The sequence below is a fragment of the Pseudoalteromonas sp. BZK2 genome, from assembly GCF_014349195.1.
In the GTDB taxonomy this organism is placed as follows: Bacteria; Pseudomonadota; Gammaproteobacteria; order Enterobacterales; family Alteromonadaceae; genus Pseudoalteromonas; species Pseudoalteromonas simplex.
Window position 1 is genome coordinate 1 of sequence record NZ_JACSOG010000051.1, and the last position, 24150, is coordinate 24150.

At 41.9% G+C, this 24150-nt stretch carries 22 protein-coding genes; 15 read left to right on the forward strand and 7 right to left on the reverse strand.

Features of this window, described 5'->3' with window-relative positions:
• Positions 1-387: 387 nt before the first annotated feature.
• Positions 388-1032, reverse strand: a complete 645-nt coding sequence (gene pyrE, locus BIZ38_RS20125; RefSeq protein WP_054554229.1) for an orotate phosphoribosyltransferase — start codon at positions 1030-1032, stop codon at positions 388-390.
• 22 nt (positions 1033-1054) lie between these two features.
• The gene (gene rph, locus BIZ38_RS20130) at positions 1055-1768 is read right to left on the reverse strand and encodes a ribonuclease PH (protein ID WP_054554228.1); all 714 of its coding nucleotides are present in this window, start codon (positions 1766-1768) and stop codon (positions 1055-1057) included.
• A 181-nt stretch (positions 1769-1949) separates the two neighbouring features.
• Here rph and BIZ38_RS20135 point away from each other — a divergent pair, with 181 nt between their 5' ends.
• The 6 genes from BIZ38_RS20135 to BIZ38_RS20160 all read left to right on the forward strand — a co-directional run bounded on the left by BIZ38_RS20135 (position 1950) and on the right by BIZ38_RS20160 (position 8378).
• The gene (locus tag BIZ38_RS20135) at positions 1950-2810 is read left to right on the forward strand and encodes a YicC/YloC family endoribonuclease (protein WP_138601109.1); all 861 of its coding nucleotides are present in this window, start codon (positions 1950-1952) and stop codon (positions 2808-2810) included.
• A 170-nt stretch (positions 2811-2980) separates the two neighbouring features.
• Complete coding sequence (gene gmk, locus BIZ38_RS20140; RefSeq protein WP_187491133.1) at positions 2981-3601, forward strand: guanylate kinase; 621 nt, start codon at positions 2981-2983, stop codon at positions 3599-3601.
• Positions 3602-3704: 103 nt separating this feature from the next.
• A complete protein-coding gene (gene rpoZ, locus BIZ38_RS20145; protein WP_054554225.1) occupies positions 3705-3980 on the forward strand; it encodes a DNA-directed RNA polymerase subunit omega in 276 nt (91 codons plus the stop codon).
• 130 nt (positions 3981-4110) lie between these two features.
• Positions 4111-6216: a bifunctional GTP diphosphokinase/guanosine-3',5'-bis pyrophosphate 3'-pyrophosphohydrolase gene (spoT, locus tag BIZ38_RS20150; protein WP_138601110.1), complete on the forward strand. Its 2106-nt coding sequence runs from the start codon at positions 4111-4113 to the stop codon at positions 6214-6216.
• Positions 6217-6227: 11 nt separating this feature from the next.
• Positions 6228-6620, forward strand: coding sequence for a RidA family protein (locus tag BIZ38_RS20155; RefSeq protein WP_054554223.1), 393 nt, complete (start codon positions 6228-6230; stop codon positions 6618-6620).
• A gap of 153 nt (positions 6621-6773) precedes the next feature.
• A complete protein-coding gene (locus BIZ38_RS20160) occupies positions 6774-8378 on the forward strand; it encodes a DUF342 domain-containing protein (RefSeq protein ID WP_187491134.1) in 1605 nt (534 codons plus the stop codon).
• A gap of 48 nt (positions 8379-8426) precedes the next feature.
• Here the strand turns inward: BIZ38_RS20160 and asnA are convergent, their stop codons facing one another.
• Positions 8427-9422, reverse strand: coding sequence for an aspartate--ammonia ligase (asnA, locus tag BIZ38_RS20165; RefSeq protein WP_166339519.1), 996 nt, complete (start codon positions 9420-9422; stop codon positions 8427-8429).
• Positions 9423-9619: 197 nt separating this feature from the next.
• On the opposite strand from asnA, the gene asnC reads away from it, so the two are divergent.
• From asnC to recG, 3 genes are read left to right on the forward strand one after another with little or no spacing between them, the layout of a single operon-like run.
• Positions 9620-10078, forward strand: a complete 459-nt coding sequence (gene asnC / locus BIZ38_RS20170) for a transcriptional regulator AsnC (protein WP_187491135.1) — start codon at positions 9620-9622, stop codon at positions 10076-10078.
• A gap of 44 nt (positions 10079-10122) precedes the next feature.
• On the forward strand, positions 10123-10839 hold the full coding sequence (gene trmH, locus BIZ38_RS20175; RefSeq protein ID WP_055197629.1) for a tRNA (guanosine(18)-2'-O)-methyltransferase TrmH: 717 nt from the start codon (positions 10123-10125) through the stop codon (positions 10837-10839).
• A gap of 39 nt (positions 10840-10878) precedes the next feature.
• Positions 10879-12960 (forward strand): ATP-dependent DNA helicase RecG, encoded by a 2082-nt coding sequence (gene recG, locus BIZ38_RS20180; protein WP_187491136.1) that lies wholly within the window; start codon positions 10879-10881, stop codon positions 12958-12960.
• A gap of 80 nt (positions 12961-13040) precedes the next feature.
• Here recG and BIZ38_RS20185 read toward each other — a convergent pair whose 3' ends face one another.
• Both BIZ38_RS20185 and BIZ38_RS20190 read right to left on the reverse strand, forming a co-directional pair.
• Positions 13041-13973, reverse strand: a complete 933-nt coding sequence (locus BIZ38_RS20185) for a porin (protein WP_187491137.1) — start codon at positions 13971-13973, stop codon at positions 13041-13043.
• 196 nt (positions 13974-14169) lie between these two features.
• Positions 14170-15024: a LysR family transcriptional regulator gene (locus BIZ38_RS20190; RefSeq protein ID WP_054554216.1), complete on the reverse strand. Its 855-nt coding sequence runs from the start codon at positions 15022-15024 to the stop codon at positions 14170-14172.
• 90 nt (positions 15025-15114) lie between these two features.
• Here BIZ38_RS20190 and BIZ38_RS20195 point away from each other — a divergent pair, with 90 nt between their 5' ends.
• Positions 15115-15489 carry a DUF413 domain-containing protein gene (locus BIZ38_RS20195; protein ID WP_054554215.1) on the forward strand — a complete coding sequence of 125 codons (375 nt, stop codon included), beginning with the start codon at positions 15115-15117 and terminating at the stop codon, positions 15487-15489.
• 78 nt (positions 15490-15567) lie between these two features.
• Positions 15568-16803: a response regulator gene (locus tag BIZ38_RS20200; RefSeq protein WP_054554214.1), complete on the forward strand. Its 1236-nt coding sequence runs from the start codon at positions 15568-15570 to the stop codon at positions 16801-16803.
• 2 nt (positions 16804-16805) lie between these two features.
• Here the strand turns inward: BIZ38_RS20200 and rarD are convergent, their stop codons facing one another.
• Complete coding sequence (rarD, locus tag BIZ38_RS20205) at positions 16806-17729, reverse strand: EamA family transporter RarD (RefSeq protein WP_054554213.1); 924 nt, start codon at positions 17727-17729, stop codon at positions 16806-16808.
• A gap of 225 nt (positions 17730-17954) precedes the next feature.
• Here rarD and recQ point away from each other — a divergent pair, with 225 nt between their 5' ends.
• The 4 genes from recQ to BIZ38_RS20225 all read left to right on the forward strand — a co-directional run bounded on the left by recQ (position 17955) and on the right by BIZ38_RS20225 (position 22490).
• Positions 17955-19778: a DNA helicase RecQ gene (gene recQ / locus BIZ38_RS20210; RefSeq protein ID WP_138601124.1), complete on the forward strand. Its 1824-nt coding sequence runs from the start codon at positions 17955-17957 to the stop codon at positions 19776-19778.
• Between the two features lie 7 nt (positions 19779-19785).
• Positions 19786-20082, forward strand: coding sequence for a DUF3630 family protein (locus BIZ38_RS20215; protein WP_138601126.1), 297 nt, complete (start codon positions 19786-19788; stop codon positions 20080-20082).
• Between the two features lie 67 nt (positions 20083-20149).
• Complete coding sequence (locus tag BIZ38_RS20220; protein WP_138601129.1) at positions 20150-21865, forward strand: BamA/TamA family outer membrane protein; 1716 nt, start codon at positions 20150-20152, stop codon at positions 21863-21865.
• A 64-nt stretch (positions 21866-21929) separates the two neighbouring features.
• Complete coding sequence (locus BIZ38_RS20225) at positions 21930-22490, forward strand: mechanosensitive ion channel domain-containing protein (protein ID WP_095209703.1); 561 nt, start codon at positions 21930-21932, stop codon at positions 22488-22490.
• A gap of 342 nt (positions 22491-22832) precedes the next feature.
• On the opposite strand, the gene BIZ38_RS20230 is transcribed toward BIZ38_RS20225, so the two are convergent.
• Positions 22833-23891: a succinylglutamate desuccinylase/aspartoacylase family protein gene (locus tag BIZ38_RS20230; protein ID WP_138601134.1), complete on the reverse strand. Its 1059-nt coding sequence runs from the start codon at positions 23889-23891 to the stop codon at positions 22833-22835.
• Positions 23892-24150 lie beyond the last annotated feature (259 nt).

The following is a 24150-nucleotide window of genomic DNA, read 5'->3' on the forward strand; positions in this document are numbered from 1 at the left end:
ACGTTTGAGATACTTTTGCGTCTCAAGGGCTGTGCATTCTACGCAAGCCGTTATTTTTGTCAACACTTAATTTTGAGAAAAGTTTATTTTTTCAAAACTTAGTCTTACTTGACTCAACCAACTCGTCGTTTTGCTTTTTTGTAAGCAGTCCGCCGTGTCGGTGGATGCGCATTATAGGGATGCAGCGAATTAACGCAAGCACTTTTTTGAGAAAACTTTAAAAAAACTGCCTTTTGTATCCTTTTTAGTCTAAACACCACAAAAGAGAAACTTTATTAACGCTTCAGTAACTTTTTAACCGTATTTAAGGCCATAAAAGTACAAGACTCTAAAAACAAAAAGGCCCAGCAATATAGCTGGGCCTTTAAATTGTTCGCATTTTAGGTGTTAAGCAATGCCGTATTGATCACGGTATGCTTTTACTGCAGCTAAATGCTCATCCATTGTACCTTTGGCTTCTAGGTAACTAATTAAGTCAGCTAGTTTTACAATAGAGATAACTTTAGTGCCAAAGTCTCGCTCGACTTCTTGAATAGCAGATAACTCAGCTTTACCTTTCTCTTGGCGGTCAAGTGCAATTAAAACACCACTTAAGTCCGCACCATTATCTGCAATGATTTCCATAGACTCACGAATAGCTGTACCTGCAGTGATCACGTCATCAACTAACATGATCTTACCTTTAAGTTCAGAACCTACTAATGTACCACCTTCACCGTGTGCTTTTTTCTCTTTACGGTTAAAACAATATGGTACATCTTTGTCGTGATGATCTGCTAAAGCAACCGCTGTTGTTGTTGCGATTGGAATACCTTTATAAGCAGGGCCGAATAATACATCGTAATCAATGCCCGCATCTTCAAGTGCTGCAGCGTAAAAGCGACCCAAGCGTGCAAGGTCACGACCGGTATTGAATAAACCAGCATTGAAAAAGTAAGGACTAGTGCGGCCAGACTTTAAAGTAAACTCACCAAATTTAAGCACCTGCTTTTCAAGTGCGAATTCAATAAACTCTTTTTGATAATCTTTCATAACTAATAAACCTACTTCTTTATCAAGCTAATGCTTGCTTTTGAACGTCGATAATTTCACGAATTGAGTGCTTAGCTAATGTAAGTAGCTCATCAAGTTCGTCGAATGAGAAAGGTTCGCCTTCAGCTGTGCCTTGGATTTCGATGATTTTGCCAGTTTCGGTCAAGATCACGTTCATATCTGTTTCGGCTTCAGAATCTTCTAGGTACTCAAGGTCACTAATTGGTTGACCTTTATATACACCAACTGAAATTGCCGCAATCATATGCTTAAGTGGGTTTGAATTGATCATACCTTTACTACGCATGTAAGTAAGCGCATCAACTAATGCAACACATGCACCACTGATTGATGCCGTACGTGTACCGCCATCTGCTTGAATTACATCACAATCGATAGTAATGGTGTTTTCACCTAACGCCTTTAAGTCAACCGCAGCACGAAGTGCACGTGCGATTAAGCGTTGAATTTCCATAGTACGACCGCCTTGCTTACCGCGCGATGCTTCACGACCATTACGAGTATGTGTTGAACGAGGTAACATACCGTATTCAGCCGTAACCCAACCTTTACCTTGGCCTTTCATAAAGCGTGGTACACCAGCTTCAACAGTTGCTGTACACAAAACTTTAGTATTTCCAAACTCTACTAATACTGACCCTTCAGCATGCATAGTGTAATTACGTGTGAATGTAACCGGTCTAATTTGGTTAGGTGTTCTTTCGCTTGGACGCATTAACGATCCCCTTAATTCTGAATTTGCCACATTATAAGTCGATGTGGTGCTAGATGCCATGTTCATTTACATAATTAACTGCATCAGAAAAGCACATTTCAGAAAATTTACGCTAGAGGTTAAAAGCTGATTCGGTATAATCAGTCAACTTTGTAAATTTAATAACACTAGGAAATCATCCATGATCCACAGCATGACAGCTTATGCGCGCCGCGAAATTAAAGGCGAATGGGGCACTGGCACTTGGGAAATTCGTTCAGTAAACCAACGTTACCTTGAAACTTTTATCCGCGCACCTGAGCAATTTCGTGGCATGGAACCGGTTATTCGTGAGCGTTTACGTAAACATTTACAACGCGGTAAAGTTGAAGTTTTCTTAAAGTTTGCTGCAAATCCAGCGCATGTTGGTGAGTTAACGATTAACGAATCACTCGCTGAACAATTAATTAAAAGCGCACAATGGGTGCAAAACCAAAGCAATGGTGACATCAACCCAGTTGATATTTTACGTTGGCCTGGCGTGATGGAAGCCGAAGAGCTCGATATGGATAGCGTAAACACTGCGCTAATTGCAGGCTTCGATGAAGTGATTGAAGATTTTAAACAAGCCCGCGGCGATGAAGGTGCAAACTTACAAGAAATGATAGCAACTCGCCTTGATGCAATTTTAGAGCAAGTAACTATTGTTGAAGGCCACTTACCAGAAATCGCTAAATGGCAGCGCGAAAAACTAAACCAAAAGCTAGAAGAACTAAAAACAGACATCGATGAGTCTCGCCTTGAGCAAGAGCTTATTTACCTTGCGCAAAAGCAAGATGTTGCTGAAGAACTTGACCGCTTAAAGTCGCATGTTAAAGAAACCAAAAAAATCTTAACTAAAGGCGGCGCATGTGGCCGACGCCTAGACTTTATGATGCAAGAGTTTAACCGTGAAGCAAACACATTAGCGTCAAAGTCTATCAACAGTGACATCACAAACGCTGCGGTAGAACTAAAAGTGTTAATCGAGCAAATGCGCGAACAAATTCAGAATATTGAATAAGCACGCTTTACAGTTTTTTATAAGACCCAGCACCTGCTGGGTCTTTTGTTTTTGAAAAGTCAAAAAGCAGGCAAACTTGAGCACTTTTAGCGAAATAAAGTACAATAGTTCAATTAAAGGCTTGGATTAGCGATAGTCCGAGCCTGTTTATTTTTTATTAGAGACAGATCATGGCGCAAACTCGCGGAAATTTATTTATCTTGTCAGCTCCATCAGGGGCTGGTAAATCAAGCTTAATTAGTGCTTTATTAGAGAAACACAACGATATGAAGGTATCGGTTTCGCACACAACTCGCTCACCTCGTCCGGGTGAAGAAAACGGTGTGCACTATCACTTTGTTTCTGTGGATGAGTTCAAAGCGCTAATTGAGAAAAATGACTTTTTTGAATGGGCGCAAGTGTTTGATAACTACTATGGTACGTCTAAGCAAGCAATCGAAAGCCAACTTGAAGCAGGTATTGACGTATTTTTAGATATCGATTGGCAAGGTGCTCAGCAAATCCGCAAATTAGTTGATGATGTTGAGACTATCTTTATTCTTCCACCATCAAAAGAAGAACTTGAATCGCGCTTAAATAACCGTGGTCAAGACTCTGCTGAGGTGATCGCAGGAAGAATGGCAAAAGCACAATCAGAAACATCACACTATAATGAGTATGATTATGTTGTTGTTAATGATGACTTTGATACTGCGCTTACAGAAATCGAAACGATCGTTATGGCTAAACGTTTATCGTTAAAAAGCCAAGCTGTGCGCCATCAGGCGTTATTAGAGAACTTACTTAAGTAATACTTTTTTAAGAATAAGATAAAAATTAACCACAAGCTATTGGCGAATTTAACTTGGTACAGTAAACTACGCCTTTGCTTAAGAATTTATTTGGAGTGCTAAGATGGCTCGCGTAACTGTTGAAGATGCAGTAGATGCAATTGGTAATCGTTTTGACTTAATTTTAGTTGCGGCTCGTCGTGCCCGCCAAATCGCGGTTGGTGGTAAAGATCCACTCGTTGATGCTGAAAATGACAAACCAACGGTTATTGCTTTACGTGAAATTGAGAAAGGGTTAGTAGATAGCTCTTCTATGGACTTAATTGATCGTGAAGAACAACAACATCAAGAAGCAGCAGAAATGGCTGCTGTGGCTGCTATCGTAGGTGGCAACCAGTAATCAAGCTCCCCGCTTTGATTTAGCTATACGGCTAGTATTTCTACACTAGCCGTTGGCAAGCCCTTCTTTTCATCGTATATTCTATTCATACCGTTACCGATTTACTTCATTTGCGCATTGGAGTGTGACTTTGTATCTATTCGAAGGCCTCAAAAAGAAAATATCCGAATACTTACCACCCGCTGAGATTGAGCTGGTACAAAAAGCATACGTGGTCGCTCGCGAAGCCCACGAAGGCCAAACACGCTCAAGTGGCGAGCCTTATATCACCCACCCTGTCGAAGTGACACAAATACTTGCCGGCATGCACTTAGACCACGAAACGCTGATGGCTGCCCTGATGCATGACGTGATTGAAGACACTGACTTTAGCCAACAAGACTTAGCTGAAATTTTTGGCGACACCGTTGCCGAGCTTGTTGAAGGGGTGAGTAAGCTAGATAAACTCAGCTTTAAAGATAAAAAAGAATTCCAAGCCGAAAACTACCGCAAAATGATCATGGCGATGACGCAAGATATTCGCGTGATCTTAATTAAATTGGCTGACCGTACTCACAACATGCGTACTTTAGGCGCACTGCGCCCTGACAAACGCCGTCGCATTGCCCGTGAAACCCTAGAGATTTACGCACCAATTGCGAACCGCCTTGGTATTCACGATATTAAAAATGAATTAGAAGATTTAGGCTTTCAAGCGTTATACCCGATGCGCCATCGCGCATTAAGATCAGAAGTAGTCAAAGCACGTGGTAACCGTAAAGAAGTTATCAGTAATATTAAAACTGAAATTGAAGCGCGTTTAGAAGAGTCTGGCATCGAAGCAACTATATCTGGCCGCGAAAAACACCTTTATAGCATTTACAAAAAAATGCTTAATAAAGAGCTGTCGTTTAACGAAGTGATGGATATCTACGCGTTTCGTATCAATGTTGATAATATGGATACCTGTTATCGCGTATTAGGTGTTGCGCATAACCTTTACAAGCCAATCGAAACTCGCTTTAAAGATTATATTGCTGTACCAAAAACTAACGGCTATCAGTCGCTTCATACCTCATTAGTTGGCCCTCATGGTATTCCTGTTGAGATTCAAATTCGTACCCACGATATGGATCATATGGCAGATAAAGGGGTCGCTGCTCACTGGATGTATAAAAAAGCCGGTGATAATGCAGGCCACACAGCACAACAACGTGCTCGCCAATGGATGCAAAGCTTACTGGAACTTCAGCAAAGCGCTGGTTCGTCTTTTGAGTTTGTTGAAAACGTTAAAACAGAGCTATTCCCTGAAGAGATCTATGTTTTCACGCCAGATGGCCGTATCGTTGAGCTACCCATGGGTGCGACAGCAGTCGACTTTGCTTATGCAGTTCATACTGATGTAGGTAATACCTGTGTGGGGGCACGCGTTAACCGTAAACCTCACCCACTCAGCAAAGCGCTTGATACAGGGCAAACGGTCGAAATCATCACCAGCTCTGGAGCACACCCTAATGCAACTTGGTTAAACTTCGTTGTAACAGGTAAAGCACGTTTAGGTATTCGCAATTACCTGAAGAGCCAACAGCATGAAGAAGCCATGCTGCTCGGTCGACGTTTACTAGACTCAGCACTTGGTGAAACCAAACTGGATGATATTCCAGATGAAAACATTCGCCGTGTACTTCAAGAACATGAACTAAATACCGTCCTTGAGCTACTAGTCGAAATAGGCTCTGGTAATCTCATGAGTGTGCTTATTGCAAAACGCTTGATGCAAGTTGATGCAGACGACCTAGACGACCTTGCACAAAAAGCAAAAGCGACCATCATAGGTACTGAAGGCATGTTAGTTAATTACTCTAAATGCTGCCGCCCAGTCCCTGGTGATGCAATTACAGCTTATATCAGCCAAGGTAAAGGCCTTACGGTTCACCGCCAAGAATGTAAAAATATTCGTGGTTGGGAAAAAGAGCGCTCAAAATACCTCGTTGTAAAATGGGACGATAACCCAGAGAAAGAATATATTGCGGCCCTTCGTATTGAGATTATTAATCACCAAGGTGCGCTGGCTAAATTAACCAATGTTGTTGCCTCAACCCAAGCCAATATTGTTGAAATAGCGACTGACGAAAAAGAAAGTAATTTATACATGATAGATTTAGGCATCACGGTTAAAAACCGCGTTCATGTTGCTAACATTATGCGCCGCATTCGCGTTATGCCTGATGTGCAAAGAGTCTATCGTAAAAAGTAACAAGGATAATCATGAACAAATCTTTTATTTCTACTGATAATGCGCCTGCAGCTATCGGTACTTACAGCCAAGCAGTTAAAGTAGGCACGGCTGTTTATTTATCAGGTCAAATTCCACTTGTACCAGAAACAATGGAAGTGATCTCTGAAGACTTTACTGAGCAAACTCACCAAGTATTCAAAAACCTAACAGCTGTTTGCCAAGCTGCGGGTGGTCAAATTCAAGACATGGTAAAAGTGAATATCTTTTTAACTGACTTATCTAACTTTGCGATTGTTAACGAAGTGATGAGCCAGTACTTTAAGCAACCATACCCTGCACGTGCCGCAATTGGCGTACGTGCGCTCCCAAAAGGCGTGCAAGTTGAAATTGACGGTATCATGGAGCTACCTTCAACAAACTAATCAGCCCTGCCAGCAACGCAAAGTTGCTGGCACTTTTTTAGAAAAAGTTATTACTTCCCTCACCCGAAATTCTTGACTCATTAGCAAATCTCTAGCACTCTGTTGTTATAACAAGTAAAACCTTTAGCTAATGTAGTAAAAAAGGATCTCCAGGTGTTTAAGCTCGCCCACAACGGCAACGTTTTATTAGATGTTCATGAAAACTCACCTCCTAGTGCTGCGTTTATTATCGAAGCATTAGAAAAGTCACCATTTTGCGAATGCAGAGTGGATCATGAAGCTATCAATAATTTCTTCAAAAGCGATTCAAATGAGCGCATGCTTGTTGTTGCCTCTAAACATGATGCGAACCTAGTTGTCACCTTGAGTGATGATAAAATGCTGGCCACAGGCGAGCTTACTCTTGCTGAAGGCGGCAAAGTTATGACGCTTGATGAAGCTAAAAAGGAGCTTATCAGAGCGGGCGTTGCTCGCGGATACAAACAAGCTTTCTTGGAACAGCTATTACAACAACAGTTTGAGTTACCAGCAGGAGAAGTCGCTAAAGGCGTGCTAGCAAAAGGTCGCTTACCTATCGATGGCCAACCATCAAAACTAGTTTCTCAAGTTGAAACGCTCAAAGATCGCTTAAAAAAACCCAAATTGCGTGAAGATGGTACTGTCGATATGCGTGATTTTGGCAAGCTTGCCAGTGTCGAACCCGGCGTATTACTTATCAAGCAAATCCCTGCGACTCCGGGTAAAGAAGGCTTTACTGTTACCGGTGATGTATTACCAGCCAAGCCTGGTGAAAGTAACACTCTAGTTGCTGGTGAAGGTACCGAAATATCTAAAAATAATCCGCTTGAACTTATTTCAGCCATTGCAGGTGTTCCTGTAGATATCGCGAATGGCATGCGTGTTGATGATATTTTTACCATTGCCGATGTCAACGTAAAAACCGGCCATGTAGATTTTGAAGGTAGCGTCATTGTAACTCATAATGTTGAGCCGGGAATGCGTATTAATGCCAAAGGCGATATAACAGTTATGGGCACTGTAGAGTCTGGTCATTTATCTGCAGCTGGGGATATCACCATAAAACAAGGCGTAATTGGCCACCAACTCGAAGATAAAAAGTTATCATGTAATATCATCAGCCAAGGCGACATTCACTTATCACATGGTCAATACAGCTACCTTGAAGCAAACAATATCCTCATCGACCGACAAGCCAGCCATTGTGTAATGAAAGCCACTAAATTGTTGCAAGTCGGCCAAGAAGATAACCCCCAAGGAAAACTATTTGGCGGTGAAATTTTAGATGCTCAAATAGTTATTGCTGGCGAAATTGGCAATGAATCAGGCGCGAAGATGGTGATTAACTTAGCGGCTTCAGGTGCTGATGTAACAGCACAAACAGACCAATGCTTCAAAGATTTAGCACAAACAGATTCGCAACTTGATACCTTACAAGCGGCTATCGAAAAAGCGGATTTAGTAAAAGATGCAGAAAAGAAAAAAACTCTTCTGGCCAAAATAGGGGCCACACAAATGCACTATTGCGAGCAAGCTGAAATGCTTGAGAAAAAACTATCAAGTTTAGAGCATCATTTGCATGATTTACTTGAAGATGCGCAATTAGTCGTTAACAAAACATTGCACTCAGGGGTAGAAATACATATTTTTGAAAAAGTGCTACGTACAAACCGTAAGTACCCCCCTTGCAAGGTTAAGCTTGAAGAGAACAAGGTTGAGGTGGAGTTTAAAACCAGTTAATAAAAAAGAGGCTTTAAGCCTCTTTTTACCAGGGTCATTAATCTTAACTTAGAGAATTCCTTCCACTTGCTGTTTTAGCTGTTCAGGCCAAACACCAACTTGTACTTGCCCGATATGCTGTTTTTGTAACAGCAACATAGCGAGTCGTGATTGACCAATCCCACCACCAATTGTTTGCGGGAACTGCTTCGCAAGTAGCTGTTTATGCCAATCAAACTCTAAACGAGCTTGGTCGCCTGTAATCGCTAATTGAGTAGCTAATGCATCAGGACTTACACGAATGCCCATTGAAGAGATTTCAAAGGCATCTTCTAGCACCGGGTTCCAAACTAAAATATCACCGTTTAAGCCAGCAAATTTACTACAGGTTTGGGTTGACCAATCATCATAATCCGGTGCTCGTACGTCATGAATTTTGCCATCGGCAAGTGTGCCGCCTATACCAATTAAAAATACCGCACCGTATTCTTGTGCTACCGCTTTTTCACGTTGTTTTGCAGTAAAGTCAGGATACATCTGACGTAACTGTTCACTGTGTACAAAGGTGATTTGCTCTGGCAAAAATGGCGTTAAATCAAACTCGCTTGATACAAAGCGTTCGGTTGCTTTAATAGCCTGATAAAGTGATGTTACGGTTTCTTTTAGCTTGTCTAAGGTGCGCTCAGTACTCTCGCAAATTACTTTTTCCCAATCCCATTGGTCAACATACACCGAGTGAATTGGGCTTAAAGATTCTTCATCTGGGCGAAGCGCCTTCATATGCGTATAGAGCCCCTCACCTACCGAAAAATCGTAATCAGCCAAGGTTTTGCGTTTCCATTTAGCTAAAGAGTGCACTACTTCAAATTGGCTACCCGGAATTGTTTTCACTGCTACCGATACAGCATTTTCAGTACCGCTTAAGTTATCTTGAATACCATCGCCTACTTTTGCCAAGATCGGCGCTTGTACCTCAACTAATCCTAATTGTTGTTCTAATTGGCTTGAAAAAAACTGTTTTACTTTACTAATTTGCTGCTGTTGCTGCAGGTAGTGTGAACTCATAATAATTGGCCTCATTCCCAGTTATTGTTACTTGCTTGATTAGAGAAGCCCGCTGCTTGGCCCCTCCTGTTAAAACAATCCTCAACTAAACAAAGATAATTTTCAATAACCCGCAATAAAAAGAACTTAACATTGAAATTTTCATAAAAATAATGCTATAAATTTTACTGATTCAATAATTAACACTAATAAATACCATGGAAAATTATCAAATCGATAATCTCGATAAAAACATCCTTAACGCGTTAATGGAAAATGCGCGAACAGCGTATGCAGAACTTGCTAAACGCTTTGCAGTAAGTGCCGGAACTATTCATGTTCGAGTCGAAAAGATGAAACAAGCGGGAATTATTACAGGCACCCAAGTCAGTGTTGATGCCAAACAGCTTGGTTACGATGTTTGCTGTTTTATTGGTATTAACCTCAACAATGCCCGTGATTACCCACAAACGTTACTGCATTTAAAAGAGCTAGAAGAAGTCGTAGAAGCCTATTACACCACGGGTAATTACAGTATATTTATCAAAGTGATGGCACGCTCAATTGATCATCTACAAGATGTGTTAATTAACAAAATACAAGCCATCGAAGCTATTCAATCAACAGAAACGCTGATCTCATTACAAAACCCAATTAGCCGTGCTGTTGTTCCCTAGGGTATAATCAGCGCCAATTAGAATCCGTCAACGAGCACACAACTATGGATACAACTCGCTTTGAGCGTGTTAAGCGCGTGTTAGACCGCCGCCAAACGGACCTAACGGTTTGTTTAGAAGAAGTACATAAGCATCATAATTTATCGGCCATTGCCCGCACAGCTGACGCGACAGGCTGCCATCATGTTCATGCTGTATGGCCAGAGAATCAAAAATGGTTAACTAACAATACCTCAGGTGGTAGTAAAAACTGGCTAGAAACTCACTTGCATCGCAATATCGATGAAGCTGTTGCCATGATGCGTGCGCAAAACCCTGAAGTACAAATTTTAGCAACTCATCTCAGCGACGATGCTGTCGACTTTCGTGAAATTGATTACACCAAACCGACGGCTGTTATTGTTGGCCAAGAACGTGATGGTATTTCACCGCGCGCCCTCGCTCATGCTGATAAAAATATCATTATCCCAATGCAAGGAATGGTGCAATCTCTTAATGTATCAGTTGCTGCGGCACTTATTCTATTTGAAGCACAGCGCCAACGTGAAGAAGCCGGACTTTACAACCGCGATATGCTTGATGCGAAAATTAAGCACCGCATCTTGTTTGAAGGCTGCCACCCTATCATTGCAGAACAATGCCGTGAAAAAGAGCTACCGTACCCTGAGCTTGATGAGAATGGTGAAATTGTTGCTGATGAAACGTTCTGGAACATTTTAAAACACACGCAACCGCTTGAAGCCACTAACGAGTGCAAGTAAACTGAAAAACAGTCTACTAATTAATAATTTGAGTCACCTTTGAGTCATCCTAGCTTAGCGTTATACCCAATTACAGAATTAAAAGGCGTCGGCCCGAAAATGGCCGAGCGTCTTGCTAAGCTAAATATTCATACGGTGCAAGACATGCTGTTTCATTTGCCTCACCGTTATGAGGACCGGACCCGCATTCATCCAATTTGCGAACTCCAACCGCATAGCCATGTTAGTGTTGAAGCCACTATTGAAACCAGCCAAATTACTTTTGGAAAAAGGCGCATGCTGGTTTGCCAAGTAAATGATGGCACGGGCCGTTTAACGCTGAGGTTTTTTAACTTTAGCGCAGCCCAAAAAAATGCCTTAAGTACAGGTAAAATCATTCGCTGCTTTGGTGAGATCCGCCGTGGCAGAGTTGGCTTTGAAATGACACATCCGGAATACAGCTTATCGGATACCCCTTCTGAGCAACCAACTAATACCACGCTTACGCCGGTTTATCCTGTTACCGAAGGGCTAAAACAGTTATCTATTCGTGCACTTAGCGATCAAGCACTTGCACTATTAACTAAGTACCCTGTCGAAGAGTTACTGCCAGAACAGTTTCAGCCAACCGGAATGCGTTTAGCCGATGCACTTATGACCTTACATCGCCCACAAAACGATGTTGATTTAACTGCCCTTGAACAAGGTATGCACCCTGCCCAGCAACGGCTAGTTTTTGAAGAGTTGCTTGCGCAAAACTTAAGCCTTTTAAAGCTGCGCCAAAAAGGGCAAACGGTAAAAGCGGTTGCTTTAAAGCCTCATAACCAACTTGAGCAACAGTTTTTAGCTAATTTAGCCTTTAGCCCAACTAACGCACAAAGTCGTGTAGTGGCAGAAATCAAAGGTGACTTACAACACCCGTTTCCGATGATGCGTCTAGTGCAAGGCGATGTAGGCTCTGGTAAAACCTTAGTTGCAGCACTCAGTGCGCTCACCGCGATAAGCGAAGGCTACCAAGTAGCTTTAATGGCACCGACTGAAATTTTATCAGAGCAACATGGTATCAACTTTAGCCAATGGTTTAATCAACTCGGTGTTGAAGTCGCTTGGTTAGGTGGCAAAAGTAAAGGTAAAGAGCGCACAGCAACTTTGGAAAAAATCGCCTCTGGGGAAGCACAAATGATTGTTGGCACCCATGCGTTATTCCAAGAGCAGGTTGAGTTTAACAATCTCGTTTTAATTATTATTGATGAGCAGCACCGCTTTGGTGTTCATCAGCGTTTATCACTGCGTGAAAAAGGCCGCTTTGGTGATTGCTACCCACACCAATTAGTGATGACTGCAACCCCTATCCCGCGAACCTTAGCAATGACAGCCTACGCTGATTTAGAAACCTCAGTGATTGATGAGTTACCACCCGGTAGAACGCCTATCACAACGGTGGCGATTCCAGATGCACGCCGAGACGAAATTATTCAACGTGTGAGAACAGCATGCTCAGAGCAAGGTCGTCAAGTGTATTGGGTTTGCACCCTGATTGATGAATCTGAAGTGCTGCAATGCCAAGCCGCCGAGGATAGCGCCGAGCAATTAAAAGCAGCACTGCCAGAGCTAAACGTTGGCTTGGTGCATGGCCGGATGAAAGCCGCCGAAAAGCAAGCCATTATGAGTGAGTTTAAAGCAGGTAATATTCATGTACTGGTTGCCACAACCGTGATTGAAGTGGGTGTTGATGTGCCTAATGCGAGCCTTATTATTATTGAAAACCCTGAACGGTTAGGGCTTGCACAACTTCACCAGCTACGCGGCCGTGTTGGTCGTGGGGCAACGGCATCACACTGTGTTTTACTTTATCATGCGCCATTATCAGCTACAGCGCAAAAACGCTTAGGTGTGCTGCGTGAAAGTAATGATGGCTTTGTGATTGCTGAGCGAGATCTCGAAATCCGTGGCCCAGGTGAAGTACTTGGCACCAAACAAACAGGCTTAGCTGAATTCAAAATCGCCGACCTAAACCGCGATAAACAAACACTCAATCATGTCAGACCCATCGCTTTCAAAATATTGAATGACTACCCAGAACTTACCGATAAATTGATTCAACGCTGGCTTGCAGGCAAATCAAACTACGCACAAGCTTAAAGCTAACTTCAGTATAATTTTGTTGTTCAACAAAAAAAGCCCAGCTAATTAGCTGGGCTCACAAGTAAGGGAGTGTTCACTTAGAATTTGTATTCAATACCAACACCTAGGTAATCTTGGTCAACTTGATTGTCTGTATCAAACGTTGAGTAGAAACCAAATATTTTGGTGTTTTTGTTTAGCTTGTGATCAACACCTGCAGAAATAGCTGTTTTCTTATCGCCTTCATCAAAGTCAATTACTTGGTACTGTACTTTGAATGTGTTGCTATTCATTTGGTAAGCAGCATTTACTAAGTAACCATCAGCTTCTGCGCTACCATCCACTTTTTCTTGTGTTTGGTACATAGCACCTAGTTTGAAGTCACCTAATTTACCTTGTACTGTTGCACGAACAATGTCGTAACCTTTTACTTCGCTGTCAGCTGCAACTGATGCATAAAGTTTGCTTTCTTTAAGTTTTGCATCGCCGTAAGTTAACGCTACAGAGTAACCGTTATCAGCGTCTACATCATCTTCAGCGACATAAGTTGCTAATACTTTGAAGCCACTGAAGTCTTTAGAAGCATAAGAAATCGTGTCGCCTAAACGGTTTTCGCCTTTAAATACGTTCTTGATATCGCCTTCAAGGTCATTGAATAAATCAACTTTACCTTGAGACTGCTTCATTGCTGTATCGTTACGACCGATAACAACTTGACCAAAGCTACCTTTCACACCCACGTATTGATTACGCGCAGTGATGTTATCGTCATTGTCGCCTTTTGAATCAGCGTCAGATACGTCTACACCAAACTCAAATTTATAAACCGCTTCTAAGCCTTCAGAAATTTTTTCTGAACCTTTTAAGCCAAAACGTGAGTTATTGCTTTTAATTTCAGTGAAAGACCCTTCGCCATCATCTGATGATTGAACAGTCACGTTTGCTTTACCATATACATCTACATCAGCTAGTGCAGAAAAAGATAAACCACCAAATAAAGCTAGGAATAAGCTAGACTTTGCAAATTTCATGTCGTTTCCTCAATAATCGCAACAAAAAACACATGTTGTGTTTCAATGCGCGCAGTGTGACAGTAAAAAATGACAGAAAGATGACAGTTGAAATAAAAGCGTCAATTTAGCTTCATAAAATGTAATTAATTTTGAAATAAAAACGTAACTCACTGTTGTAAAATTAAATTTTTATGAAAGCTAAATTAAATTAATTTTAAGCTTTTATTTGTAGCTCAGTTAATAAAGTGACTAACTTCTCTAACAGAGGGGTTTGCTCGTTGTCTCTGTGGTAAGCAACAAACACATCACGCGATGTATGCGCAACATCTTCAACATGATAAAGCTCACCAGATTTAAGCTGCTCTTCAACTAATAACTGAGGAATAAAGGCACTGCCGCCGCACTTCAAAATTAAATCAAGCGCAATACGGCCCGTACTGGTTCTAAAATATGGAGGGGCGTGGCCGTTAAACTCACGAGCATGCCATAAAGAAAAGGTGGTACCCCAATCAACATACACATATTGGTTATCGAAAAAGTTTTCACTATTTGCTGTTTCAAAAGCACTCACAGGAATAATAGGTAACTCACAAATTCGCTGTACAACCAGTTCATCTACTTTAGGGGGATCGAACAACACAGCTAAATCAAGAGTACGTTCCAGTAATAAGCGAGTACTCTCTTGTTGTGCTTTGACTTCAGCAACTAACGACACACCCGGCATAGCAGAAACAATATTAGTAATACCAAACTGTAAAAATGCATCCCAAATATTAGGTGTTCCTGCTAAGCTAATTTGCTTATGCATATTATCTGCAAGTGCCACATCAACTTTTGCGCGCTGCATACCCGTAATGATCATTTGTGCATGTGGCAGTAATCGCTCACCAGGCGCCGTTAACTGTATGTTGTTACGCTGGCGAATAAATAAGTTAACGCCTAAACCTTGCTCTAATTGTCGGATCCGAAAACTCACCGCAGACTGTGTAATATATAAATTTTCAGCTGCCTTACCGAAATGGCGCGTACGGACCACTTCAACAAAAGTCTTCAATAAATCGATATCCATTTTTTACCCTTACGATAAAAATAATTTGTTTAATAAAATCGACAACTTGATCCATACTCCAGCAAGAAATTAGGGCATGAGGATAAAGCCATGAGCAATGACATTTCATCACTTCGTCAGGCATTTGCAAGCCAACGTCAATTCTATGATGATCAAAATTTCCCACGCGGTTTTGGTCGTAGTGGTCACTTCACTTTGCTAGAAGCCGACATTCTCGAGCAGCATGGTGTTGTTCTAAAGGGTTTATACAACAAAACCCTAGAACCACAAAATGAATTTCAAACTCAATTTGTTCAAGTTGTCACCGGCAATCTTGAAGCGACCAATGCAATTGAACGTGCTTGGGTCAAATACCTAAAGCAAACCACTTGCAAAACGAAATTTCATACATTGTTTGGACGTTCCCGTATTGCAAACCCAACAACACAAAGCGTTGAATATTATTCTGAGTCAGACAGCTTATAACGATTTGCTTTTTTAGGCTTTTAAGGTTAAAACTTGTAGTAACTATTGCTTCGCCAAAAAGTTATAACAAGGCAAACCGTGACTAGAAGAATATTAATAATTGAAGATACGCCAACGATTGCGCGAGTGCAAAAGCATATCGCGCAAAAAGTTGGTTATGAAGCCGATATTGCAGGCTCGTTGGCTGAAGCAAAAAAGTTAGTTGAAGAGCACTCTTATTTTTGCTCGGTAGTAGACTTTATTCTACCAGATGCACCAAAAGGCGAAGCAATTCCTTTTACTATCGCCTCTGATATTCCCACAATTGTCATGACGGGAAACCTAGATGAGACAACGCGTAATATTGTCGAAAAGCACCCAATAATTGACTACATTACTAAAGAAAATAAACAAGCTTATCAGTATCTAGAAAAACAACTCGCTCGCTTGCCTCGAAATGAACAAGTGCAAGTTCTTGTCGTTGATGATTCAGCGGCAACTCGCCACCACATTTGTAACTTATTAACTCGTCACAAATACCAAACCATTGAAGCTGTTGATGGTGTCGACGCTTTAAAAGTACTGGCTGAAAACCCAAAAATATCGGTGATCATTACCGATAACGAAATGCCAAACATGAATGGGGATGAGCTTTGTGTTGAAATTCGTCGTTTATATTCCAATGATGAAAAAGCCATAATCGGCATTTCTGCACTCGATACTCTGCACTTATCAACGCGCTTTTTAAAATCTGGTGCAGACGATTACCTTCGCAAGCCATTTAATAATGAAGAATTCTATTGCCGGCTAAGTCAAAACGTCGACATGCTTGAAAACATTAAAACGATTCGTTTACAGGCAAATACTGATTACCTCACTAAGCTGCCTAATCGCCGCTATTTCTTTGGTGAAGCAAACAGCCACCTCAAAGCTGCAAAACTGGCAGAAAACTCTGTCTCTTTAGCTATGATCGATATTGACCACTTTAAATCAATAAACGATAACTATGGTCATGATGCCGGTGATGAAGTGCTTAAAGGCCTATCGCAATGTATGGCAAAGTATTTTAAAAATAATTTAGTTGGCCGCTTTGGTGGTGAAGAGTTTGCAGTATATTTTGCAGATCAAGACCGACATGAATCGTTACAGCGTTTAGAAAAATTCCGCTTATTTGTTGAAAAGCACAGCCCTGAATTTAGCAAAGACCGTATCAAGTTTACGCTGTCGATTGGTTTTCATAATGGGCCTATTTATAGTTTAGATGAACTAATAAAACAGGCCGATCTAAAGCTTTATCAAGCAAAAGAGTCTGGGCGCAACAAGCTAATAAGCTAAGCCTATACAGGCTTAGTCACTGCCTCTAATTTCGCTTTGCGTTGCTTACGACTTTGGCGGTACGAATCCCAACTGAATAACGCCAAAGCGCTCCAAATACAGGCAAAAGTCACCACACGCTCAGCATCAAATACCTCACCATAAAAAGCCACGGCAAGCATAAACATTAAACTTGGACCAATGTACTGAAAAAAGCCTAATGTGCTGTACTGAAGGCGTTTTGCTGCACCGGTAAAACACAACAGTGGTAAAGTTGTCACCACTCCTGCACTTATCAGTAACACGTTAATATGCCAATCATTTGCAGTTAAATCAGAGCTTGGCGAAGGCGCCATAAACCACCAGTAAATAAGTGCAACAGGTAATAAGATAAGTGCTTCGAGCAATAACCCTGGTAATGATTCAATCGGCAGCTTTTTTCGTAAAAGACCATAAATAGCAAACGAGCCAGCTAGCGAAAAAGCAACCACAGGAAATGATCCAAAGCTCACTAATTGAAGCAGCACACCACAAAGCGCGAGGCCTACAGCAACGCCTTGCCATTTACGCAGCCGCTCACCTAAAAACAACATACCAAGCAACACATTTAGTAGTGGGTTGATGTAATAACCTAAACTAGCATCGAGCATGTGATTATTGTTCACCGCCCAAATAAATAACCCCCAGTTAAAGCCAAGTAAACTTGCTGTTATTACCAACATCAAAAGTAATTTAGGTTGCCCAAGCACAATTCGAATACGCTGCCATTGATGACGAGCTGCAATAATAAGAAGTAAAAATAACACCGACCAAATAACACGGTGCATTAAGATCTCAAAAGCAGAAACCTGCTGAAGAAATTTAAAATAAATGGGTGCAAGACCCCACATAAAAAAGGCTAAACAAGCGAAAATGACACCTTTTCGCTGCTCAATGTTGGTAGGCATAAGTTTGGCTTTATAGTTTAAAAGCGCTATTTTACGCCCCCTAAACAGTGACGCAACCAAAACACGCTAAATAAGCCCATGTATTTACTTCTTAAAAGGGACTGCCATTGTTGCAAAGTAACGCCGTGACATTAAGCTCCTGTGAAACGCTGAATTCTGCATTTTGAGGTAGTTTGGGTATATTGCTAAAGACATCGCTATAAAAAACCACTAAAATGCTCGGCGATGAATACCAATACCGCAATGTCCAACACACCCGTTCGATCACCACAAGCCGTACTCAAACAAGTGTTTGGTTACAAGGACTTTCGTGATGGCCAAGAAGCGATTATAGCCGCAGCGCTTGACGGCCAAGACTCGCTTGTACTTCTACCTACGGGTGGAGGCAAATCATTATGCTATCAAGTACCCGCTTTGATCCTCGATGGTGTTACTGTGGTTATCTCGCCGCTTATATCCTTGATGCAAGACCAAGTTGCCCAACTAAGAGCGCTCGGCGTGCAAGCGGCCTACATCAATAACAGCCTGCCTTTTGAAGAGCAACAAGCTGTCTATCAACAATTACACTACGGCCAAATTAAGCTGTTATATGTTGCACCAGAAAAAGTATTACAACACGAATTTTTAGAGCGCTTGAGTCATCTTAAACTCGCACTTTTTGCTATTGATGAAGCTCACTGTGTGTCGCATTGGGGGCATGACTTTAGGCCGCATTACTGTCGGCTCAACGAGTTAAAGCAACGCTTTATGCACGTACCCATGATGGCCCTTACAGCAACGGCAGATAAAGCAACCCGTTACGATATTATTGAACAGCTTCAGCTTAACCACCCTTACGTGCACACTGGTAGCTTCGATAGACCTAACATTCGTTACACCATAGAAGAAAAATTCAAACCTATGGTACAGCTGCTTCGATATTTAAAAGAGCAGCAAAATCAAAGCGGCATTATTTATTGCACCAGCCGCAAACGGGTTGATGATGTAGCCGAAAAACTTGCTGACGCAGGGTTTAATGCCGCCGCCTACCATGCAGGTATGAGCAATGAACAACGCCAATTTGTGCAATCGGGCTTTGCCCGTGACGATATTCAAATTGTGGTTGCGACCGTTGCCTTTGGCATGGGGATTAATAAACCAAACGTACGTTTTGTGGTGCATTACGATATTCCAAAAAGCATTGAGGCTTACTACCAAGAGACCGGTCGTGCAGGTCGTGATGGTCTGGCTGCAGAAGCGATAATGTATTTTGATCCGGCCGATATTGGTCGCGTACGCCGCTTTTTTGAAGATATTGAAGACGAGCAACGGCGTCGTGTTGAAGAGCAACGCTTTAATGCTATGGCCAGCTTTGCCGAAGCACAAACATGCCGCAGACAAATTTTGCTAAATTACTTTAGTGAATATAAGCGCGAAACCTGTGGTAACTGTGATATTTGCTTAAACCCACCGACTAGCTTTGATGGCACACTTGTCGCACAACAAGCTCTCTCGTGTGTGTATCGTGCAGAACAACGTTTTGGTATTGGCTATATTGTTGAGTTACTGCGCGGCGCAAACACTAGCCGTATTCGTGATAACAATCACCACCAGCTAAGCACCTATGGCATAGGAAAAGAGCATAGTGTGGAGTTCTGGCTAAGTATTTTAAGGCAGCTTATCCATCAAGGGTTATTAAGCCAAGATATTACCCAAGGCTCTTCATTACGCTTAACCGAAGCCGCCCGTGCGGTGCTTAAAAGTGAGTATGCACTGCAACTTGCTGAACCTCGCCTACAAGCTAAGCACGTTTACCAAGATAAACTTGCTCAGTTTAATTACGATAAAAAGCTGTTTGCAAAATTACGTGCCTTACGTAAAGAGTTGGCAGATGCTGATGATGTACCACCTTATGTGGTATTCAATGATAAAACTCTCGCTGAAATGGCGCAGCTCATGCCAACCAATGACAGTGAGTTTTTAAAAGTGTCGGGTGTTGGTTTCACTAAGCTCAATAAGTACGGCGAACCGTTTTTAAATACCATTCGCGACTACCTTGCCGCTAATTAGGACTGCTATGACTGAACTAAGCTATGATGCTGAGCATGAAATCATTCTCATAACGTCAAGTGAGCTTCCACACGACGAAGACTTTGAACTTTGGGCAACCCTTTTCTTACACGCTCCAGCAATAACAACCGCCGACTTTGATGCTGGCGCTGATCGTCATCAATTACGCTTTCACTTTACAGATCATAGTTTTAATCTAAACTTTGAACATTACAGTGAAAGTATTTGGATTAATGCTGAAGGCATTGAGGCCAGTGCAGTTTTACCGCAACTTTATCAATATTTAGTCATGCAATTACAATAATAAGCTAGACTTTTTTCCACGCTTAGTATGTAGTAGTTGCACAGGACATACTCAACTAAGGGTGTAAATGGGATTTAAGCAGTCGCACTTTGTTGCTAGGCTAATAACACTATTACCAATCTGCATAGCAGCCAATGTTCATGCAGAGCAGCTATTAACTGACGATAATAATTATTGTCAAAACCAGCGCACGCTTAAATCGCAAGATAATAACTTACGCCGCCAACTCGATGCAGACAATCCACTCCCCGATGCTGCTAATAACCGTAAAATAGTCGCCATTGAACTTGAACAGCTAAACGTCTTTAACACTGAGCTAGAAGAAGAAAATAACTTTTTATTCCGGTTTGCCAATCGCGCTCACATGACGACTGAGCCAGAGGTAATACACAGCGTTTTATTGTTCGAAGAAGGTGATGTTTATAATCCACGTAAATTACTAGAGTCAGAGCGGTTACTGCGTAAACAAGGCTATTTATATGATGCACGTATCAACGCAAAGCTCGATTGTGATGGCAACGTCCATGTAAAAGTAATTACGCGCGATCTGTGGACTTTATTACCAGAAATAAGCTTTAGCCGTAGCGGCGGTGAGAATGAGTCGAGTATCGGCTTTCGCGAGTCAAACTTTTTAGGCTGGGGTAAACGAGTGTCATTTAGCCGCACCCGTGATGCTGATCGCACAGGTTACCTATTTGTGTATGACGATCCACATATATTCTCTAGCCGTTATCAAGGCCGTTTAGAATACTCAGACAACGATGACGGTAAACGTCATTATCTCGATGTAAGCTATCCGTTTTTCTCGATTGATACGCCCTACAGCTACGGTGTGACAAGTTACTCTGATCAACGCCGAGAGTCACTTTACTATCGCGGCGATGTAGTTAGCGAATTTGAGCAAAAGACCATTTTAAACCGTGCTTACTTTGGTCACTCATCACAACTTGGCAATAGCTGGACTCAGCGTATCAAACTCGGGGTAGAAAATCGTAAAGATACTTTCAAGGCCATATCATTAACGAATTTACCTATCGCTGAAGATAGAACGCTGAGTTACCCTTACGTTAGTGGTCAATGGTTTGAAGATCACTACGTTAAGGTAAGAAATTTCGATAGCATCTACCGTACTGAAGATTTAAACCTTGGTTGGAATATCCACGCCTTACTCGGTTATTCGAGTAAAGACTTTAGCGACGATGCCAGCCGTACTATTTATTCGTTATCTTTATCAAAGGCGCATTACTCTGGAGACAACCAATTGTGGCGCTTTAAAGCAGACCTAGATGGCTACTGGAATGAAGAAACCGATGACGTCGAAAACCTGTTTGCCAGCACGCAGTTACAGTATTACCTCAATACCACACTAAGACAAAGCTGGTATGCCAAAGCCCGCCTACAATATGCAGAAAATCTCACTGCTGATAAGCAACTCACGATTGGTGGGGAGAATGGCCTGCGTGGATACCCGCTTGACTACCAAGTTGGCGACCGCAGCTTTTTAGTGACTTTAGAGAAGCGCTACTACTGGGAATATGACTTACTGCAATTGTTTAAAGTGGGTGGTGCCGCGTTTTATGATATTGGTAGAGCTTGGTATAACAACAAAGATAATGGCGATAACGGTAACGTGCTGCAAAATGTGGGAGTGGGCCTTCGCTTAGCGCCAAGCCGTGCCAATGCCGGTACGGTAATTCACCTAGATATTGCCGCACCAATTAACAAACAAGATGATGATATCGACTCTGTGCAGTGGCTAGTAACGGTTAAAAATACCTTTTAAAGTAGTGTTATTGTTTAGCTAAAAAGCTAAAATCGAAACGTAAAATATTAACTTAGGAACCCTTTTGGACTTCGTCGAATTCTTTAACGAGCAATATCATTTAATCGTGACTGTTATCGCGGTTTTGCTTTACCCGCTGCTTCGTAAAACCACCAAAAAACTGCTGTTAAAAGCAATTAAAGGCAAAGCTGATCCGCATCGTGAATACCGTGCTGAGCTGTTGCTCAATATCATTCTTGCCATTGTCATGCTGTGTTTAGTATTGGTTTTTTGGGGTATAGAGCTACGCGGCTTACTAGTACTTGGCTCATCCATTTTTGCCATGCTAGGTGTCGCGCTTTTTGCAGCCTGGTCGTTACTAAGTAACCTAACAGCCTTCTTGTTGATGTTTATTCAAAACGACTGCCGCGTTGGCTTTTGGGTGAGAGTAATTGATGGTGCAAACTTCTTAGAAGGCCGCATTATCGAAATGGGACTAATGAACGTGGTACTTGAACACGTTGATGGTCACAAAGTGATTTACCCAAACAACATCTTTGTTACCCGCCCTGTGATGGTCCTAAAAAACCCACCTACGGCAACCAAAGCGCCAACCATAAAACGTATTTTAGGTCCAAAAAAGTAACGACTTAAAGTTAACGAGATGCTTGCTAAAGAGGTGTTTTTTTTCTGCTTCCATAGGCGATTAATATAAAACTAAATAAAATGACTAAAGGGTGAAATAACACAATGTGAACAACACTTTGCTCAGTAAAAAAGCCGTGCGTAAGTGAAATAGCAAGCGTGCATAAGCCTGTATAAAATAGAAAAATTTTCATCTTTGATCCTTTAGTCATTCTTACGACAATTAAGTAAGTAAAAAAACTATAAACCTTGTACTTGCTCTAAGGTCAAGTATTAGATGGGGGCAGGCGGATACAAAAAAGCCAAACAGGTAGTTTGGCTTTTTGAATTACAGAATAGGGTATTAGTTATTTAATTCTGCGGTTTTTAACTCGTCTTCAATATCACTTATTTCATCAATAAAGTTTTCGAGCTGTTGTTCAACTAAGCTGTTTGCGTGAGCAAAGTAAGCAAGATGGAATACGGCATCCCCCTCGTTTACAAGCGGCATGGTTTGTTGACCAATGACAATACCGCTGCGTGGCGCTAGTAACTCAAGCTCAGCATCACCAAGAGGGCTGCTAATATAAGCTAGAACCTGCCCTTTCATTACTCGCTCACCGAGTGACACTTGTGCACGAACAATACCGTCAACTTCAGCGCGTACCCAACTCGTCGAGCTTGCAATAATCGGCTCTGGTAGCTTTTTAGCACGCTTGCCACGCACCATTTTTAAATGGCGCATGACATAGTCAACACCTTGCACACCAGCTGCAATGGCTATTGGGTCAAAGCGTAGCGCTTCGCCGGCTTCATAGGTAATAACGGGTATTCCTAAATTGGCCGCTTCACTGCGCAATGAGCCATTACGAAGTGACGCGTCAATCACCGCTGGAGTACCAAACGCTTTTGCCATAGCCGCCGTTGCAGGGTCGCTCAAATTGGCACGAATTTGTGGCAAGTTAGTTCGGTGAATTGCACCTGTGTGCAAATCAATAATATGCGTACAATGCATTGCCACCTGAGTAAAAAACGCATTCGCCATTCGCCCTGCTAACGAGCCTCGTGTTGAGCCCGGAAAACTGCGGTTCATGTCACGGCGGTCTGGTAAATAGCGTGACTTGTGAATAAAGCCAAACACATTCACAATCGGTACCGCAATAATAGTACCGCGCAATTGCTCTGGATCGATTTTAGCAAGCAACTGCCTAACAACCTCAACACCATTGAGCTCATCACCGTGAATTGCAGCACATACCATTAATACAGGCCCTTGCTGCACACCATTGACGACTTCAATTGGAATATTTAACGGCGAGTGGGTGTAAAGCTTGGCAGCTTCAATCGCAAATGTTTTACGTTCGCCAACACCAACCGTATCGCCTAAAATTGAAAACGGTGTATTTTTCTTAACCTTAGCCACGCACTTTTCCTTTTAATAGAGCGCTAATACCCAAACCTCCTCAAGGTGCAGAATTCAGCGTTTCACAGGTGCTTAATATCAAGGCGTTACTTTGCAAGAATGGCAGTCCCTTTTAAGAAGTAACAACGATGAGAGTAAGTGCCTGTGAAGCGCCCTAAGGGTTGGTTTAAAAGCGATTTATACTGCGTTATTGATTTTAACAATAGAACCACTATTACTTGCAATCAATGCCTTGCCTAAATCGCTTTTAATTCCAACT

Excerpts from the sequence above, each read along its gene's own strand:
- BIZ38_RS20190 (WP_054554216.1), bottom strand. The coding sequence starts at position 15,024 with ATGGATATCGATTTATTGAAGACTTTTGTTGAAGTGGTCCGTACGCGC.
- gmk (WP_187491133.1), top strand. The coding sequence starts at position 2,981 with ATGGCGCAAACTCGCGGAAATTTATTTATCTTGTCAGCTCCATCAGGG.
- pyrE (WP_054554229.1), bottom strand. The coding sequence starts at position 1,032 with ATGAAAGATTATCAAAAAGAGTTTATTGAATTCGCACTTGAAAAGCAG.
- rarD (WP_054554213.1), bottom strand. The coding sequence starts at position 17,729 with ATGCCTACCAACATTGAGCAGCGAAAAGGTGTCATTTTCGCTTGTTTA.
- BIZ38_RS20155 (WP_054554223.1), top strand. The coding sequence starts at position 6,228 with ATGAACAAATCTTTTATTTCTACTGATAATGCGCCTGCAGCTATCGGT.
- BIZ38_RS20215 (WP_138601126.1), top strand. The coding sequence starts at position 19,786 with ATGACTGAACTAAGCTATGATGCTGAGCATGAAATCATTCTCATAACG.
- BIZ38_RS20185 (WP_187491137.1), bottom strand. The coding sequence starts at position 13,973 with ATGAAATTTGCAAAGTCTAGCTTATTCCTAGCTTTATTTGGTGGTTTA.
- asnA (WP_166339519.1), bottom strand. The coding sequence starts at position 9,422 with ATGAGTTCACACTACCTGCAGCAACAGCAGCAAATTAGTAAAGTAAAA.
- rpoZ (WP_054554225.1), top strand. The coding sequence starts at position 3,705 with ATGGCTCGCGTAACTGTTGAAGATGCAGTAGATGCAATTGGTAATCGT.
- BIZ38_RS20195 (WP_054554215.1), top strand. The coding sequence starts at position 15,115 with ATGAGCAATGACATTTCATCACTTCGTCAGGCATTTGCAAGCCAACGT.
- trmH (WP_055197629.1), top strand. The coding sequence starts at position 10,123 with ATGGATACAACTCGCTTTGAGCGTGTTAAGCGCGTGTTAGACCGCCGC.
- recQ (WP_138601124.1), top strand. The coding sequence starts at position 17,955 with ATGAATACCAATACCGCAATGTCCAACACACCCGTTCGATCACCACAA.
- BIZ38_RS20220 (WP_138601129.1), top strand. The coding sequence starts at position 20,150 with ATGGGATTTAAGCAGTCGCACTTTGTTGCTAGGCTAATAACACTATTA.
- BIZ38_RS20135 (WP_138601109.1), top strand. The coding sequence starts at position 1,950 with ATGATCCACAGCATGACAGCTTATGCGCGCCGCGAAATTAAAGGCGAA.
- rph (WP_054554228.1), bottom strand. The coding sequence starts at position 1,768 with ATGCGTCCAAGCGAAAGAACACCTAACCAAATTAGACCGGTTACATTC.
- asnC (WP_187491135.1), top strand. The coding sequence starts at position 9,620 with ATGGAAAATTATCAAATCGATAATCTCGATAAAAACATCCTTAACGCG.